Annotated in this window: 15 protein-coding genes; 8 read left to right on the forward strand and 7 right to left on the reverse strand. The window is 23.8% G+C overall.

Annotated features, from left to right (window positions below):
- Positions 1 to 39: 39 nt before the first annotated feature.
- From hisS to T383_RS0103140, 4 genes are all read left to right on the forward strand, one after another.
- Positions 40 to 1299 carry a histidine--tRNA ligase gene (gene hisS, locus T383_RS0103125; protein ID WP_033160217.1) on the forward strand — a complete coding sequence of 420 codons (1260 nt, stop codon included), beginning with the start codon at positions 40 to 42 and terminating at the stop codon, positions 1297 to 1299.
- 3 nt (positions 1300 to 1302) lie between these two features.
- Complete coding sequence (aspS, locus tag T383_RS0103130; protein ID WP_052664054.1) at positions 1303 to 3054, forward strand: aspartate--tRNA ligase; 1752 nt, start codon at positions 1303 to 1305, stop codon at positions 3052 to 3054.
- 86 nt (positions 3055 to 3140) lie between these two features.
- Positions 3141 to 5309, forward strand: a complete 2169-nt coding sequence (locus tag T383_RS0103135; protein ID WP_033160218.1) for an MFS transporter — start codon at positions 3141 to 3143, stop codon at positions 5307 to 5309.
- A 12-nt stretch (positions 5310 to 5321) separates the two neighbouring features.
- Positions 5322 to 7046, forward strand: coding sequence for an amidohydrolase (locus T383_RS0103140; protein ID WP_052664055.1), 1725 nt, complete (start codon positions 5322 to 5324; stop codon positions 7044 to 7046).
- A gap of 81 nt (positions 7047 to 7127) precedes the next feature.
- On the opposite strand, the gene rpsT is transcribed toward T383_RS0103140, so the two are convergent.
- Positions 7128 to 7382 (reverse strand): 30S ribosomal protein S20, encoded by a 255-nt coding sequence (gene rpsT / locus T383_RS0103145; protein WP_033160219.1) that lies wholly within the window; start codon positions 7380 to 7382, stop codon positions 7128 to 7130.
- 138 nt (positions 7383 to 7520) lie between these two features.
- On the opposite strand from rpsT, the gene T383_RS0103150 reads away from it, so the two are divergent.
- From T383_RS0103150 to T383_RS0103165, 4 genes are all read left to right on the forward strand, one after another.
- Complete coding sequence (locus tag T383_RS0103150; RefSeq protein ID WP_052664056.1) at positions 7521 to 8189, forward strand: DUF5385 family protein; 669 nt, start codon at positions 7521 to 7523, stop codon at positions 8187 to 8189.
- A 14-nt stretch (positions 8190 to 8203) separates the two neighbouring features.
- A complete protein-coding gene (fmt, locus tag T383_RS0103155) occupies positions 8204 to 9139 on the forward strand; it encodes a methionyl-tRNA formyltransferase (protein WP_033160220.1) in 936 nt (311 codons plus the stop codon).
- Positions 9139 to 11439: a DUF2779 domain-containing protein gene (locus T383_RS03795; RefSeq protein WP_052664057.1), complete on the forward strand. Its 2301-nt coding sequence runs from the start codon at positions 9139 to 9141 to the stop codon at positions 11437 to 11439. The genes fmt and T383_RS03795 overlap by 1 nt, the downstream gene beginning before the upstream one ends.
- Positions 11440 to 11556: 117 nt before the next feature.
- Positions 11557 to 14808, forward strand: coding sequence for a hypothetical protein (locus T383_RS0103165; RefSeq protein WP_033160221.1), 3252 nt, complete (start codon positions 11557 to 11559; stop codon positions 14806 to 14808).
- Positions 14809 to 14951: 143 nt separating this feature from the next.
- Here T383_RS0103165 and T383_RS0103170 read toward each other — a convergent pair whose 3' ends face one another.
- The 6 genes from T383_RS0103170 to T383_RS0103195 all read right to left on the reverse strand — a co-directional run bounded on the left by T383_RS0103170 (position 14952) and on the right by T383_RS0103195 (position 18412).
- Positions 14952 to 15446: a glycosyltransferase gene (locus T383_RS0103170; RefSeq protein ID WP_033160222.1), complete on the reverse strand. Its 495-nt coding sequence runs from the start codon at positions 15444 to 15446 to the stop codon at positions 14952 to 14954.
- Entirely contained in the window at positions 15413 to 16060 is a 648-nt protein-coding gene (locus T383_RS0103175) for a glycosyltransferase family protein (RefSeq protein ID WP_033160223.1), read from the reverse strand. The genes T383_RS0103170 and T383_RS0103175 overlap by 34 nt, the downstream gene beginning before the upstream one ends.
- A gap of 58 nt (positions 16061 to 16118) precedes the next feature.
- On the reverse strand, positions 16119 to 16613 hold the full coding sequence (locus T383_RS0103180) for a glycosyltransferase (protein WP_033160224.1): 495 nt from the start codon (positions 16611 to 16613) through the stop codon (positions 16119 to 16121).
- Positions 16580 to 17227 carry a glycosyltransferase family protein gene (locus tag T383_RS0103185; protein WP_033160225.1) on the reverse strand — a complete coding sequence of 216 codons (648 nt, stop codon included), beginning with the start codon at positions 17225 to 17227 and terminating at the stop codon, positions 16580 to 16582. The genes T383_RS0103180 and T383_RS0103185 overlap by 34 nt, the downstream gene beginning before the upstream one ends.
- A 61-nt stretch (positions 17228 to 17288) precedes the next feature.
- Positions 17289 to 17780 (reverse strand): glycosyltransferase, encoded by a 492-nt coding sequence (locus T383_RS0103190; protein ID WP_033160226.1) that lies wholly within the window; start codon positions 17778 to 17780, stop codon positions 17289 to 17291.
- Entirely contained in the window at positions 17747 to 18412 is a 666-nt protein-coding gene (locus T383_RS0103195; RefSeq protein WP_033160227.1) for a glycosyltransferase family protein, read from the reverse strand. Before T383_RS0103195 ends, T383_RS0103190 begins: the two co-directional genes overlap by 34 nt.
- Between the last annotated feature and the right edge of the window lie 6 nt (positions 18413 to 18418).

The following is an 18418-nucleotide window of genomic DNA, read 5'->3' on the forward strand; positions in this document are numbered from 1 at the left end:
TTTTAATTAATAAAAGTATATTACAGAATTAAGTTTAGTATGAAAATTAGTAGACCAAGAGGAACAAAAGATTTATTTGGTTTAGAAATTGACAAGTATAATTTTGTCATTGATACTTGTAAACAATTAGCTCAAAATTATGGCTTTTTTGAAATAATTTTACCAACTTTTGAATATAATGAATTGTTTTACAGAAATAATGAAAATTCAGATATTGTTAAGAAAGAATTGTATGAATTTAAAGATAGAGGGGATCGTTTATTAGCTTTACGTCCAGAAGCTACTGCTTCTTTAATTCGATGTTTAGGTGAAAATAAACTATTACATAATTGACCCCTACCAGTAAAAGTTTTTACTTATGGTTCAATGTTCCGATATGAACGACCTCAAGATGGAAGACAACGTGAATTTCAACAATTTGATATTGAAATTATTGGGAATGATTCCATATATGATGTAGTTAATGTAATTAGTTATGGTCACAAAATTTTATCAAAATTAAATTTACTTAAAAATGTGGAATTAAGAATTAATTTTATTGGTTCTTTTGAAACAAGATCAAAATGAATTAAAGAATTGAAAATGTATTTTAATAAATACCAAAATGAGTTGAGTGAATTATCTCAAGAGAGATTAAAAACAAACCCTTTAAGAATTTTAGATGATAAAATTGATGGCAAATTACCTTTTGTTATAGATGCACCAAAAATTTTTGATTTTTTAACAAATGAAGAAAAGGAAAAATTTTACGAAACATTAAAGGTTTTGGATTTATTAGAAATTAATTATAAAGTGACTGATAATCTTGTTAGAGGTTTAGATTATTACACAGATATTGTTTTTGAATTTGTTGATTTAACAGATAATCTTACAATTATAGGTGGCGGTCAGTATGATAAATTAGTTGAAGAATTGACTGGTGAGAATTTGAAAGCTATAGGTTTAGCAGTTGGTGTTAATCGTTGTGCTAATATGATAGATGATAGCATTGTGAATGAAATAATAAATGCTAATAATAAAAAAATTTTACTTATTGGTTTAGATTCCATGTTTAGTAAAGATTTAATAAAATTAAGTGATAATTTACTTAAAGAAAATTGCCCTTTAATCTACAATCACAAAATTAATGATATTAAAAAAGGAATTAAATTTTGTGAACGCTTAGGATATCGATATTTAGGCATTATTGGTTTAAATGAAATGAAAGCAAAATCAATTAATATTAAAGATTTATTAACACAAAATCAAATAGAAATTGATCAATCTAAAATAAAAAATTGATGAATGGATTTAAAATAAGCAATGATTATTGAAAATAGAATTCCAATTAAATCTTTAAATAACACTAATCTTTTAAATCAAGATGTTTGTGTTGCTGGATGAGTTAAAAAAAATCGTAAATTAGGTAATTTATGTTTTTTAACACTATGAGATTCTAGTGGAAGTATTCAAATTGTTGATGACTCAGAGTCATCTACTTTTAATTTAACAAATAAATTAACACGCGAAAGTGTAGTGATGATTGCTGGTAAATTTCAAAAACGTAGCAATCCTAATTTAGATATTCCTTTAGGAGAGTATGAAATTAAAATAAATGAAGTCAAAGTCATAGCTGAATCTAAAACGCCTCCTTTAATTATTGAAAATGAAACAGATGCATTGGAAGATGTTAGATTAAAATATCGATATTTAGATCTACGAAGACCTATTATGCAGGATAAGTTGAAATTACGATTTCGTTTCTTGCAAAATGTTCGTAATTTTTTAGATTCTAAAGAATTTATTGAAATTGAAACGCCTAATTTTACTAAACCTACTCCAGAAGGAGCGCGCGACTATATTGTGCCTACACGAATTGGCCCTAATAGATTTTATGCTTTGCCTCAATCACCACAACTATATAAACAATTATTAATGATTTCTGGTTTTGAAAGATATTTTCAAATAGCTAGATGTTTCCGTGATGAAGATGGACGCAAGGACCGACAACCAGAACACACACAAATTGATTTAGAAATGTCATTTGTAAATGAAAATATGATTCAAAAATTAATTGAAGAAATGTTTGTATATGTTTTTGAAAAAACTTTAAATATCAAATTACAAACACCTTTTTTAAAAATGAAATATAAAGATGCAATAAATATTTATGGTTCTGATAAGCCAGATATAAGATTTGAACTTAAACTAGAAAATGTAACTACTTATTTTATTGACTCTGAATTTCAAATTTTTAAAAAAATAGCTAATGAAAATGGATGTATTAATTTAATTAATTTATCAGGCCATCATATAGATAATAAACAAATTAAGTATTTAGAAAAAATTGCTAAAGATAATTTTGCAAATGGTTTAGCTTGAATAACATATGAAAATAATCAAATAATTGATGGTTCAATTAAAAAATTTTTAGATTTTGAATTTATAAAAAAAATAACTAATTTATCTAATAAAGGGTCATTACTTTTTATAGGTCATTTAAAAACTTTAATTGTAAAAAAAGCATTAGGTGCTGTTAGAAATGCTTTAAATGAATTATATAAACTAGCTAATAATACATATTCCTTTTTATGAATTACAGATTGACCTTTGTATGAATGAAATGATCAGATTAAAAAGTATGAATCTGCACATAATTTGTTTACAGCACCTAAAGACATGAATATACAAAATATTTCTGAAAATGATAAAGAAAATATGTTAGCTTCTTCATATGATTTAGTACTTAATGGTTTTGAATTAGGCAGTGGTGCCATACGAATTCACAATCCACAAGATCAATTAACTATTATGAAATCATTAAATTTATCTGATGATGAAATTAAAATTAAATTTGGTTTTTTACTAGAAGCTTATGAGTATGGAGCCCCTTTCCATGGAGGAATGGGTTTAGGATTGGATCGAATTTTAATGATTATTACTAATAGTCAAAATATTCGTGATGTTATTGCATTTCCTAAGAATGCACAGGGAATTGATTTAATGATGGATTCCCCAAGTGAAATTACAGATAATGATCAATTAAAAGATATTTTTATTGAAGTAAAAAAATAAAGTTAATTTTGCCTCATTTTTTCTTTTCCAATTAAAATTTATTAAATCTAAAAAATTAAATTATTTAAAAAAATTTTTAAATTTATATGAATTATGTAAATGGAAACCAAAAAATATTTTTTGATCCTAATAGTTTATCATTAGATGATCAAGTAACTTTATCTAAGCAGTCTTATAGTAAGCGTAAATTATGAATGACTATAATTGTAATTGGCAGTTTTTTATTACAAATGCTTCCATATACGATTGTACAAAATTTAACACCCACATTATCTTCTGTTTTATTTATTAATTGATTAGGTAATAACACAGTTTTAGCTAATTTAATTCTATCTTTTGGCTTAATTATCGCCGCTTTTACAGGTCCTTTAATTGGAAATTGATTATCCAAAACCAAAAAACCTAAATTTATTTTTATTTTAGGTATTAGTTTATCTAGTGTTGGTTTTATTCTATTTAGTTTAGGTTATTTAATTTCTAATAATGGAATTTCATCAAATTCATTAAATATTGTGATTACTACTTTGGTATTGCTAATATTATCAGGTATTTCACAAATTGGTACTTTAATATTTTCTACATTAGGAATTAATTACTTAATTTCTAAATGATTTCCGCAATCTAAAAAAGGCTTAATTTTAGGAATTGTTTTTATGGGCGGAGCAGTTGGTAATATGTGAATCACACCATTGGTAGAAAATCTTTTAATGAATTTATTTTTAAATTCCTCATATGCTATATTTATTTTATTTGGCGGATTATCTTTAATTGTTGGAATTATTGTTTGTTTAATTATTGTTATAGATCCAATTCCAATTTATGAATCTATTTATCTATCATCAATAATAGATAAAGAACAATTAAAAATGGATGAAATAAATAAGATTGTTGTAACACCACATAGAACATTTAAATTAATTTGATACAAAATATTTATAGTTGGTTTTTTCTTTTTATCTGCAGGAGTTGGAACAATTATTACTCAGGCACAAGAAACAGTAGCTAATGGTTTAATTGAACTCAATGACGGATTTAATCGAAATAATTCTTTAAAAATTTTATCGAACATAACAATTATTTATGGATTTGGTTGTTTATTGGGAAATCCAATAGGGGGATTTTTAAATGACAAAATTGGTATTAAGAAATCTTTTTTTATTGGTTTTATTTTAGAATTAATAGCTGCTTTTTCAATGTTATTTTCTCCACTTGCACCACACATTTTACCTTATGTTTGAGGAATAACTGCTGGACTTGGAATTTACATTTTTACATCTAGTGCCCAATACATGTGTAGTTATTTATTTGGTAATAAAAATCAAACTAAACACCTTGGAATTGTTAGTTTTCCCTATTTTTTAGGATTTGGTTTATTTTTATTTATTGATGGATTGATAGTGGGAAAAACTGGATTAAATTCATCAGGCACTGAGTGATTAAATGTTAATAATTTTTTAGGGCATCAAATTTCAGGTACATGACCTATTGTATGAATTATATGCATCATCATTTTAACAATAGGGTTTTTGATGATTTTTGTATCATTGATAGTTTTACACCATTTGGGAATTATTTTTTTATCAAAATATGAAAATACTAATTTAAATAAATTAATTAGAAAAAAATATGGTTTATTTTTGTGAATAGCTCGATTTTTTGGTCTTTACATGTCAAAAGATATCACAGAAAGCAAATATTGACAGAAAATACTTAAAAAAGCTCAATTAGATAACAATAAATTTCGATATGATTTTTCAATGAAAATTGAAGACAAAATTTATAAAAATAAATTTAAATTAATTGCAGATATAGAACAAAAAATTAAAAATAAATTTTCTAAAAAAAATAAAGAACTTACTAGCAATCATATAAAATCACATAAAATTTTATTTTATCAAAATTTAAGTAGACATAAATTAGATAAATACTTGAATAAAGTATCATCTAAAGATCTTAAAAATAAAAATAATTTACAAAAATTTTATTTTCAAAACAAAGTATCTAAAAAAATTTCTAACTATAAAAAATTAGAAACTAAACCTATTGATGAATTGCAAAACAAGATTTTAGCTAATGATAAAAAATTAAATGAAAAGATAAAGCAATTAGAAATTTCAAAACAAAGAATAAATGAAGATTATGAAGCGGCTAAAAAATTTTATAGAAATCGGGCTAGATATTTAAACAATTTATTAATTAAACACTTAGAAGAAGATAAAGCATTTAAATTCGATCATAAATATTATCACAAATAGGAATTTATAAATATGAATACAATACTTTCTACCAAAATTTTAAAAAACAAATTAATTACATTGTATGTTGCTAAAAAAATTATTACAGTTAATGATAGAAATGATGAGGCAGAAGCTGTTTTAGTTCAAGAAGATAAAATTATTGGCTATGGAAAAACAAATGAACTTAAAAAATTATTAAACAAAAAACATTTAAATTATATTGTGAATAATCTTTTTAAAAATAAATATATTTATCCTGGTTTTATTGAACCTCATATGCATCCTCAATTGCTTGGTATGTACCTCCTCAATTTTCCTTATATTGGTTTTTTTGATCGTAAGTTGCCTAATGGCAAAATTTTAAAGGGTTTAAAAACTCTAAAAGAAGTAATTGAATTTATTAAAAAAGAAATTAATAAAGATGCAAATAAAAATTCAAAATGAATAAATTTTTGAGGTTATGATCCATTATTTCATAACAAAGAATTTCTAACAAAAGATGTTTTAGATTCAATAAATCAAGATATACCTATTTGTATTTTACATCAGTCAAATCATGTCATGAGTTTAAATACAGCTGGTCTTCAAAAAGCAGGATATACCAATCTTTCAAAGGATGATCCATTATTTGATAGCAATAATTTACAGAAAATTAATGGAGAACTAACAGGTATTGTTTCAGAAACTGAGGGAATGAAATTAGCTATTATATCTGGGGCAATGAATTTTAAAGCGTCATTAGATGACTTTATTAATGCAACTAAATTAGTATCCAAAATAGCTCAGCTTAATGGTGTAACCACAATTGCTGATAAAGGCTTAGGGTTTCCATCTTTAAATCCCGAATTATCTTATCAAGCATATGTAAAATATTCTTTAAATGAAGAAAGCTTTACAAGATTTCATTTAGACATTTGATTTGCTAGCATAATTGTTTATGGTGGTTGAAATAAAATTGAAAAAATGATTAAAAATAATAATAAATATTTATGAATAGGAGGCCAAAAAATTATTCTTGATGGTTCTATCCAAGGATTTACAGCCAATTTAATTCCTGGGCAAGTTTATGTAGATAATATTTTAGTTAATGGAAATTTGCAATTGAATGAAAATGAATTGGCTACATTTATTGAAAATGCAGAAATCCATAATTTACCTTCGCATATTCATGCAAATGGTAGTGGGGCCATAGAGGCTTGTATAAAAGTTATTGAAAAAATTCATCCTTATAATTCAAATAAATTTAGGCACACAATTGAGCATAATCAATTAGTCACTAATAATCAATTAAGTAGAATGAGCAAAAACAATATTTGTTCCAATTTTTTTATTAATCATATCTATTATTATGGTGATATTCATGCAAAATATACAGTTGGACCAAATTTAGTTCATGGAATGAATCCAACTAAATCTGGATTAATGAAAAATGTAATTTTCGCTTTTCACTCTGATGATCCTGTAACCCCTGTAAATCCATTGTTATCTATATGAACAGCAGTTAATCGTCAATCTCTTACTAGTTCTATATATGGAGAAGATGAAATTATTTCTGTTTATGATGCTTTAAAAGCCATAACAATAAATGCTGCTTATTTACTAAATCAAGAAAATTATATTGGTTCTATTGATTTACATAAATTTGCTGACTTTACGGTTTTAGATAGTCCTTTGACAGAAATAGATAAAGAAAATATTAAAAATATTAATATTTATGCTACTGTTTTAGGTGGAAAAGTATATTTGACTAATTAATTTTTTTATTTTTTATAAAAAAAATACATCTGGCAAAAACTATTAAAATTTACCAGATGTATTAAAAAACAATTAAATTAATTATTTTTTAGCAGAAGCTTTTTTGTTTAAAGATTTTGCTGTTTTTGACTTTACACGTTGTGCTTTAGCTTTTGGAATAGTTCCTTTTTTGGCTAATTTATCAGCAGTTGAATATGTCTTTGAAAGGTCTTTTTTATTAGCAGTGCTTTTAGTTTTTTTTACTTGATTTTTAAGAGTTGTTTTTTGCCCCTTATGCACTGTTCTTTTTTTAGTTGATTTTTTTAAAGTTTTCTCATTAGATTTAATATTTGCCATTACTAATTAACTACTATGTTTTAAAAACATTCCTTATAGAATAAATATATAATTATGTTAGTAATGATATCAAATTTATAGATTTTCTTTTAAATTAATTTAAATTTAATGTTTTGTTTTTCATAAAAGGTGTGCTTAATGGGTAATAGCGGATCATTGTTTTCAATTTTAATTTTAGTCATTCCAATTATTGCTGTTTTTTACTTTTTTTCTAAAAAGAAAAAAAATAAATCAAAAATTGGTTTTGATGGCACGCCTAAAAAAGCCAAAAAAGATGAAGTGTGACAAACTATTAAAAAATTTATGCAACAAAATAATGAAAATGGTAAGGAAGTAGTGTATTCTTTTGTTGCTAAAAGACCTAATCCAATGCAAGAAAAGAAAATCAGAAAACTTTATTTAGCAGAAACTAATAAATACATTGAAGACAATAAATTAGATAAAAAAGCAGCAAAAAAATATAAGTCTAAGCGAAATAAAGAAGCTTCTAGAGAACTTTATTGCATTTATTTTATAAGTCGTGATACTAAAACAAGAGTTGATGATAAGGCTAGGATTTTTGAAGCTGAAGTTGTTCAAAAATTAACAGGCCAAAAAAAAGAACCAACTAAAAGAGTCATTGTGATTAATGGTTTAAAAGATTTTGATACAGAATTTAAATGAATTGAACCTTTAAAAAAACGTGAAGATGAGAGAATTGCCAAAATACAGAAACAACAATTAGCAAGACAAGCCAAAAAAGAAAAAAGAAAAATGAAATATGTTGGAAGAAATAAAACTGTATCGCCTACAAACAATAAAAAATAGTTAATTTTTAGATTATGAAAACTAAAGTAATTTTTTTTGGTTCTACAAATTTAAGTGCTGCTTGTTTATCTCAAATATTGTCAGATAAAAATTTTGATGTTTGTTGTGTTGTTTGTCAACCAGATAACCCGAAAGCTAAAAAAAATAATAAATGAAATGAAATTAAACAAACTGCTTTAAAATATAATATAAAATGTTTACAACCTTTGAAAATTGTTGAAATATTTGAAGAAATTAAATCATTAAAAGCTGAAATAGGGATTTGTGTTGCATATGGGCAATTCATTCCTGAATCAATAATTAATTTATTTCATTACGGAATTATAAATGTTCATCCATCTTTATTGCCAAAATATCGAGGTGGAGCACCAATTCAACATGCAATTATGAATGGTGATTTAGAAACTGGTATCACAATTATGAAATTAACTAAAGAAATGGATGCTGGTGATTATTGTTTTCAAAATAATTTTTCTATTAATTCTGAATGAACATCTGGAGAACTTATGAATAAAGTCATAAAAGATGCTCCTAAAATATTGCTTTTATGTATGTATAAGATATTGAGTAATGATATAACTTGACATCATCAAGATTCTACACAGAAATCATTAGCTCCTATTTTCACAAGAGAACAAGAAAAGATTAACTGAAATTTTGAAGCTTTTAAAATTGTTAGACATATAAAAGCATTTTCACCAGCTCCAGGAACTTTTTCTTTTTTTGATAAAAATAAGACAATTAAGTTTTTTAATGCTACTTTAGGAAATCATGAATTTGATACTGAACCAGGAATAATCAATTTGTTAGATAAAAATTTTATTTGTATACAAGCTATAAATAAAAAGTGTGTTCATATTACTGAATTTCTTTTACCAGGAAAAAAACGAATAGAAGTTAGAAAATATAATGGAGTTTATCCGTTTAATTTAAAGGATAAATTGTTTTAATGTCAATAAACAAGCATTTATATATTCGTAAATTAGATTTTTTAAATTATTTTGATAGACCTTCATTATTTTGGCGTTTAAATAATGAAGAGATTGAAAGTATTTTTCAATCATATTCAAAACATTATGATGATAATTTTATTTTTGAATATGAACAAGATATGGATGAATTTATTGAATTTGATCCATTAGATGTTTATGAAAATTATAAGATTATTAAATTAACTGATGAAAGTAATCCCCGTTTTATTGAAGGGAAAATTATTAGTAATAAATTTTCTAATTTTTTAATAAATTACAGTAAGAAAACACTTAATATTTTTAATGTAATTGATTTTGATATTTTGTACCCAAATGATATTTTTGATCTTGAAACAAAAGCCAAAGAAATTTTAAAAACAATATTGAATACTAAAGTACCAACAATTTTTTTGCATCCAATATTTATATTTAATTCTGCTGTTGCTTGCCCTGTTGCAATTACATACATTAATGAAAAACATTATGAAATAAATTTTGTTAAAGGTTCAACAGGAACAAATAGATCTGATGTATTGTCTTTATATTTTCAAATTGAAATAACTAAAAAAAATCTTTCTAATTTAAAAAACGCTTCATTATTTTTAATTGCAAAAGAAAGAAAACCTAAAGGTTCAGTTTCTTTTACTATTGTTGATAGTATTCAGTTAACTAAAGCAAACAAATATCATAAAATTGATTTAAATAACAATGATAATAATGGTTTTAAAGAAAAATCAAAATATAAATGTCAATCAATTCAAATTTCTGATTTAATAAAAGGTAATTCTTTGCAAGATTTTGAAATTCTACAAAAAAAAGATATTAATGAAAAAAATAAATATGTGATTTTTTTGAAAAAATATAAAAATGTAATTGATAATTTTTGAAATATTATTACAGAAATTAAATTAAATAAACCTAGTAAACAGTTATATGTTCCATTTTCTTCTAAATTTGATTCATATTGATTGAAATTTAATTATCAGCGGGAAGTTCGTAAGGTTTGAGGTTTAGAAAATGAATTATTTTCTTATTCAGGAAAATTAGTTACATTTAGTAAAGCTTTTGGTTTTGTAAACAAATTAAAAAAAAATACAAACATTTCCTTAGAATTTTTTTTAAATTGTAAATTTTATCCAACTTTAATTAATTTTTACTCAATTTTTTTAGATGAATACAACAAAATGGATTTAACTAGTTTTTTAAATTTAAATTCATGAGATGAAGAAAAAATTAAACAATTGTTTTTCACAATAAAAAACAAAATGTTTAATGATGATAAATATGAGTTAGGCACATGAAAAACTCAAGAAATTATTTGATATCGTTTAATTAAATTCCCTGTTAATAACATGAATAACATAATATATTTTACTGATTTAAATAAAGACTTTGAACCATTAAAAAAGAAAAAAATTTATTTTGATTTTGAAACAATTAATCCAATAATTAGGGCCGTAGATAACTCATTTCCATATGCACAAATAATTACTCAATGTTCTATCATTAAAGATAATGGAAAAAATGAAGAATTAAACTGTTTGAATTTAATTATTGATCCAAAAAATATAACAGTTGATTTTTTTAAAAAAATTATAGACAGTTTGTATGTAAACAATGCTAATGAATATAGTTTTGTTGTATATAATGCTAGTTTTGAATCGAGTCGTTTAAACGAATTAAAAGAATATATAAAGGATCCAATATATGATAAAAAAATTGATGCCATCAATGCAAATTTATATGATTTAGCAAAATGGTTTAATGTTAATACAAAAGATTGATATATTTGAATTAAAAATTTACTAGGTTTTTATAGCATTAAAAATATTTTAACTTTACTACCTCAAAGTTTTTTAGATGAATCAAAAACAGTAAGTTACAAATCTTTAAATGTTCAACGAGGCGATAAAGCACAAGCAATAACATCTTTACGTTTTTTCAATGCATTAAATGATGATAAATGAGAAGAAATTTCTAATGACTTATGTAAGTATTGTGAAAATGATGTTAGAGCAATGATAGCAGTAGAAAAATTTGGATTGAAACTTCTAGAAATGAACAAATTAGAGCCAAAAGAATTTAATATAGATTTAGAAATTTTTTTAACATTAACTTCTTCTATCAATTTAGATACAAAAGAAACATTTCAAAATTTTTTAAATAAATTAAAGGCATTACCAGAAGTAACTTTTTTAAATCAAATAAAACAAATGGAAGCAACATTATTATCAATGAAAAATGAATTAAAAATAATTAATTCTTTAATAAAAAAATAATTTATCTAAGCATATTTTCATACTAAAAAATAGTTCCATTTATAATTTTTGTGCGATTGAAATAATTGCGTAAATGAAATTAAGTTATTTAAATTTTTGCATAAAGGGTAAATAATAATGAATTTGTTAAATTTTGTTAATAGTAAGAAAATTAAATTTAAAAAAGGAAAGATACAAAATAAAAAATTAATTATTGCTACAATAGGAGTAACCACTTTGTTAGCTGGTGTTGGTAGCACAATTTTGATGTATTCATTAACTACTTCTAATGATACTTCGATTAAGCAAATTGAACAAGATAATTCTGTAGATACTTCTTTATTGGTAACTAATGGTAACACATTTACAGATCAAACTGGTGTTCAAATAAGAACAAATTATGTAAATGGTTTTGAGTCTATAGATGTACTTAGTCATGATGGATCAATTACTGGCAATAAATTAGTTTTAACCACTTATACTAATGGGACTCAATTAAATTATGGAGTTGGTTTAGTTGATTCTGATTACAACATTATTTCAACATGAGCAATGCCAATAGTTGGTGAAACATACAAATGAAACTATACAACTAATATCATTCCAGGTAGTGACAATGAAACATTTTTTGTTTTAGCAGGTATTAGTAATATTGCACATGCATTAAATACTGTTTATACTAACTATAATTCAAGTGCAACAAATTTTGAAGATGTTGTTACTGTCGATTTAACATCTGCTCCTTCAATTAAAATTTTTAAAATAAATGTCACTAACAATATTATTAGAAGTGATAGTGTAAATCCAGTTTATGATTTTAAATATCCTACTTATGATGATCAACCAACTTACAATAATGGTTTAAAGTTTTTTACAAAAACTGGTAATTTTGCATCCAATTTAATTCAACAAAGTGGATATGCTAATAATAGTTCATATGCATCTTTTGGTTATTTACAATATTTATTTTATGGTCAATTATTTCAATATAACTACAATAGTTCTGATAACACAGATGAATTTGCATTATTGTCATCATATTTAGGTTCAGATCCAGGTATGGGCAACTTATATGGATATTATAATTCTACAATTAACAAACAATCTTCAGCATTAGGGTATTATGAATATTTTTATAATGAAGTTTTAACGCCGATGATTGAAGGAAATCCAAAAAGTTATACTACAACTCCATATGTTCTTAATTCAAGTGCTCCAACAAGAACTAATTATAAAGTTATTGATCAAGCAGGTAATATTATTGAAGCACCAATAAGTGATCAATTAACATCTGATGCTGCATTGTCAATTGCTTTTATGACTGATTATCGAGCAGCAAACATTCCTTCTAGTTCTGATAATACTGCTAGTTTGACAGGGGCAATGACTAGAGTTGGTCATAATGAATATAATATAGTTCCAGGATGATTTATTTTTAAACCTAATATTAGTCCTGATTGAGTATCATATGGATATACTTTCACAAATATAAATTATACAACAGCTAATGGAATTTGAGGAACAGCAGTTGGATCATTTTATGATGTGAACAATAATGAATATTTAACATTATTTGCTGCATCAATATGGGTGACTAACAATAGGTTTGTTCATTTTAAAATACAGAATTTTGATTACTTTAGTCTCCAATATACTAAATATGGTTCAAGAAATATTATAAGTCCAAATAATTCTAATAATATTTTGCCTTTTGATGTTAGTACAACTAGTCAAATTTGGAATAAATCAATGTTTATGAAAGTTTTAGATCCAATTAACAGAATTATATCTTTTTCAATAAATACAGATAAGATAGGTATTTTTATTAATGAAATAGGTAGTTGAATTTTAAGTGATAAAAATTTATTCAATTTATCACAACCACTTATTAATTTTCAATATAACATTAAACTTAAACTTTTTGGTGTTATTACAAACACAAATATATATTCATACATTATTAATAATAATTCTTTATCTAATTATACTGATAATGATGTTAATAGTCGTCAATTGGATACGCCATTAATTAGTGTATCTCATGTTTCTGGTGAAATTATTTTAGCTGATAATTTTGTCTATAATCCAGATGATAAAGGTGAATTAAATGGAGTTATTATTGGCATTAATGGTTTAGTAACAACAGTTAGTCAAGTTTATTCAATTCAGACAATAACAGATACGACAACTAACAATGCTTCAGTTATTGGTGTTTTATCACCAAATCAAGTTGGTTATCAAGTTGTTAGAAATGATTCTGATTTTTCAGCTAATGAACGTAACTTGAGTATTTCACAATTGTATACAGAATACACTAGTCAACAATTATCTTCATTATTTGCTGTCGGAGCAAGAACAAATGGAACTCAATTCGTATCACAAAAAGGTTTTATTGCTCCAAAAGCTGATTTTAGTAGTATTTCAATTCAAGAAGTTATTGTTTATAATGGAAATACAATGTTTGGTTTTGCAATTAAAGCAAGTGATTTAGCTGAATCAGTTCAAAATAATACTTATGACAAATGGGAAGCTAAATATACAGATGTATTTGTAAATCTTGTATTATCAGTTGTTTGATATCTTGAAGTTTCTAATGTAATTAATAATGAAATATTGAGAGCAACAAGTGTTCTTGATATGGTTAACATGTATAATAATGATTTTAATGGTTTTCAAAATAAATTTTTTAATTTAATAGTAACTCGAATTGATAATCGTAATGATTCGTTGCAATATTACTTAAGAATTTCTGATTATAATTTAAATACCAATAGCATTACTTTTCATACAACTGCTGTTACACAACAAGGAGAAGTAATTTTAGCAGTTGCAAATCCGAGTCAAAGCGGATCTACTAATTTTAACTATACCAATGTGTTTGCATCTTCAATTGTTGATAATACAATTTTGTATTTAATTATTGGACTTAGTGTAGCTGTTGGACTAATTATTATTTTAGGTTTAGCAATTGGAATTCCAATGCATAAGAACAGAAAAGCTATTCAAATGGAATTTAAATTATCAAATAAAAAAATAGATGTTTTAACTTCAGCAGTTGGTAATGTGTTTAAATCATTAACAAAGAAAATTGATGATAATAAACATCCAAATTTATTAAAAAACAAGCAACCAACTCCAATTAAAAGGACAACTACTTCTACAGTTAAACCTCCTATTAATCCAGTGAAAACTAATTTAAATCAACAAATGAAACCTAATCCAATACCAAAGAAACCTAATTTTAATGTTAAACCTAATGTAAGTAAAACAGCAGAAACTGCCAGCAAATCAACTACCAATATCCATTCTGACACTATAAAAATTAAACCTAAATTCACTCCTATTAAACCTGGTGCACCTAAACCATTTATGGGACCTAAAAAAAATTAGTAAATTTTAAAACTAATTTATTAAAAATTATTAATTATTTATTTAAATATAATTTTGAACAAAAAGAAAAGTGCAATATCTCATAATAAAAATATTGAGAATTGCATTTTTTTATTTTTAAGATTATTTAATATATATCTACATTAATTTTTGTTTATTCAATTTAATCATTTGGTTTCAAACTGCTCAAGAGATAAATTGTTTTTAGCAAATTCAATACAATTTTGAACTAATTGATTGTATTCATTATTTGACAAATTCATAATTTTATTAATTGCTTCTAATCACAACTTGGAATCAAAACTATCAATTAATTTGCCCCGAGTATCATCAATTAAAAAGCTAGCATTTAAATATGTGTTAGCAATGATGCATGGAATTCCATGTGATAACGCTTCAACAACAACAATTGGAAAACCTTTATATTTTGACGGCAATAAGAGTAACTTTATTTTATTTAAGATAAAATTTATATTTTCATTTTTAAATGGTCCATGCAAAATAATATTAGGATTATTTTCTATTAAATGTTTATCAGGCCCATCACCATAAACATGAATTTGAATTGGTTGATTATTCTTAATAGCTTCATTTGTCATTTCATTTAAAAATTGAATATTTTTTTGTTTATTATCCAATCTACCAATGAATGCAATTTCATTGCGCTCGCTTGTGTGTGTGTGGAAGATACAACTCCTGATGCTATTGGATAAATATTTTTATTTGAAATTAATTTTTTATCAAGAAGATAATGTTTATCTTTAGTCGTAAATGTTACAATATTTGGAAAAAATATTCTTTTTTTTATATTCAAAAATTTTTTTATTAAATTAGTAAAAATATCTTTTCCTAAAATCAAATTTCAATCAAAATGTTGAACTCAAATGTATTTAACATTTTTTATAAAAGTTATTTTTGTAGCAAAATTATTGTCAATTACAATATTAATATTTTCTTTTTTTATTCATTTATTGGCTAACTTATTTACTTTAAAACCAATGATTGTAAGTTTTAAATATTTAATAAAAAAAGAATAATTTTTATAATTTAATTTTGATTTGTTGAAATAATCATGATAAATAAAATGATATTTATTATTTTTTACATTTTGGATATTCCTAGATGGTATATGACTTAATTCATATACTTCATGTCCTGCATCTAAAAAAATTTGAATTAATTTTTTAGAGTATGTTTCCATTCCTCCTAATTCAAAATGAGGTTTAGAATTTATTATTAAAATTTTTTTCATAGTAATTTTTAAACAATTTAATTATCAAATAATTAGTACAAATATTAATAATATAAATTTATTTTTCATTAATTAAGTTTAATCATTTGCTTTCAAATTGCTCAAGAGATAAATTATTTTTAGCAAATTCAATACAATTTTGAACTAATTGATTGTATTCATTATTAGACAAATTCATAATTTTATTAATTGCTTCTAATCACAACTTGGAATCAAAACTATCAATTAATTTACCCCGAGTATCATCAATTAAAAAGCTAGCATTTAAATATGTATTAGCAATAATGCATGGAATTCCATTAGCTAGCGCTTCAGCAATTACTAAACCAAATCCTTCAAATTTTGAAGGTAATAAAAGTACCTTAATTTTAGATAAAATATTAACTATGTTTTTTTGATTAAATGCTCCATGCAAAATAATATTAGGATTATTTTCTATTAAATGTTTATCGGGCCCATCACCATAAACATGAATTTGAATTGGCTGATTATTCTTAATAGCTTCATTTGTTATTTCATTTAAAAATTGAATATTTTTTTGTTTATTATCCAATCTACCAATGAATGCAATTTCATTGCGCTCGCTTGTGTGTGTGTGTGTGTGTTAAAAGATATGATTCCTGGAACTATTGAGTAAATATTTGTATTATTTTTTACTAATTTCTTTGCCAGAAGATAATCCTTATCTTTTTTAGTATAAACAACAATATTAGAAAATAAAAAATTATCTTTTATATTTAAAATTTTTTTAATAAATGCTGCATATTTATTGCTTTTATAAAATCATCAATCAAAATGTTGTACTCAAACATATTTTACATTTGGTAAAAATTTTAATTTTGGAAATGAAAAATTATTTTGAACAACAATATCTATTTTATTTTCACGAATAACTTTGTTAATAAACTTATTTTTTTTAATTGTATTGAAAAATGGTCCGATTAAATTTTTTCATGTTTTGTTTCAAAATGTAGTGTTAGTTAACAAATGATAATTATCATTACTATTGCTACTATCAACTTCATTTCATGTATTATCAAAAGAACATGGCAATTCAAATACTTGAAAATTTTGTTTTAGAAATAAATTTATTAATTTTTTGGAATATGTTTCTATACCACCAATTTCAGTATGAGGTTTAACATTTATTATTAAAATTTTTTTCATAAGCAACAATTAATTTAAATGTGTGTATTTTTTAATTTAACTCAAAATATGTTAAATTAATTTATTCATTAATCAAGTTTAATCATTTGCTTTCAAACTGCTCAAGAGATAAATTATTTTTAGCAAATTCAATACAATTTTGAACTAATTGATTGTACTCATCATTTGACAAATTTATAATTTTATTAATTGCTTCTAATCACAACTTGGAATCAAAACTATCAATTAATTTACCTCGAGTATCATCAATTAAAAAGCTAGCATTTAAATATGTATTAGCAATAATGCATGGAATTCCATGTGATAATGCTTCAACAACAATAAGTGGGAAACCTTCATATTTTGATGGCAACAAGAGTAACTTTACTTTATCTAAGATAAAATTTATATTTTCATTTTTAAATGGTCCATGCAAAATAATATTAGGATTATTTTCAATTAAATTTTTATCAGGTCCATCACCATAAACATGAATTTGAATTGGTTGATTATTCTTAATAGCTTCATTTGTTATTTCATTTAAAAATTGAATGTTTTTTTGTTTATTATCCAATCTACCAATGAATGCAATTTGATTGCGTTCGCTTGTGTGTGTGTGTGTGTGTTAAAGCTTTGAGAAAGACCTGGTATTATTGATGTAATTTTAGATGTTTTTTTAATTAATTTATTTGATAAGAAATATTTTTTGTCTTTTTCAGAATAAAGAACAACATTACTAAAAAACATTGAAGATTTCAAAAAAAATATTTTTTTAATTAGTAAGTATAGTTTATTTTCTAAATATTTTGAATAATCTGTATGTTGTACTCAAATGTATTGAGTATTTTTCATACAACTTATTGGTGTTATGGCTACATTAGAAATAACTAGATCTATTTTGTTATTTACAATAAATTTTTTTAAAAATTTATTTATTTTGTAAGCTCCAATATAAATTTTTAATAAATCTAAAGCATTGGGTTTATTAAAATTTTTTACTTTTAAATTTTTAAAAAAATTAGGTTTTTCTACAAGTTGATAATTATTTTTTTTGATATTAAAACTTTTTTCTCAATAATCTTTATATATGAATTCAAAAACTACATAATTATTATTAATCAAGTTATTTATCAAGTGTTTTGAATATGTTTCAATCCCGCCAATTTCAGAGTGATGAGCAGGATTAATTATAAGTATCTTTTTCATATAATA

The sequence above is a fragment of the Mycoplasmoides alvi ATCC 29626 genome (assembly GCF_000701785.1).
GTDB lineage: Bacteria > Bacillota_I > Bacilli_A > Mycoplasmatales > Mycoplasmoidaceae > Mycoplasmoides > Mycoplasmoides alvi.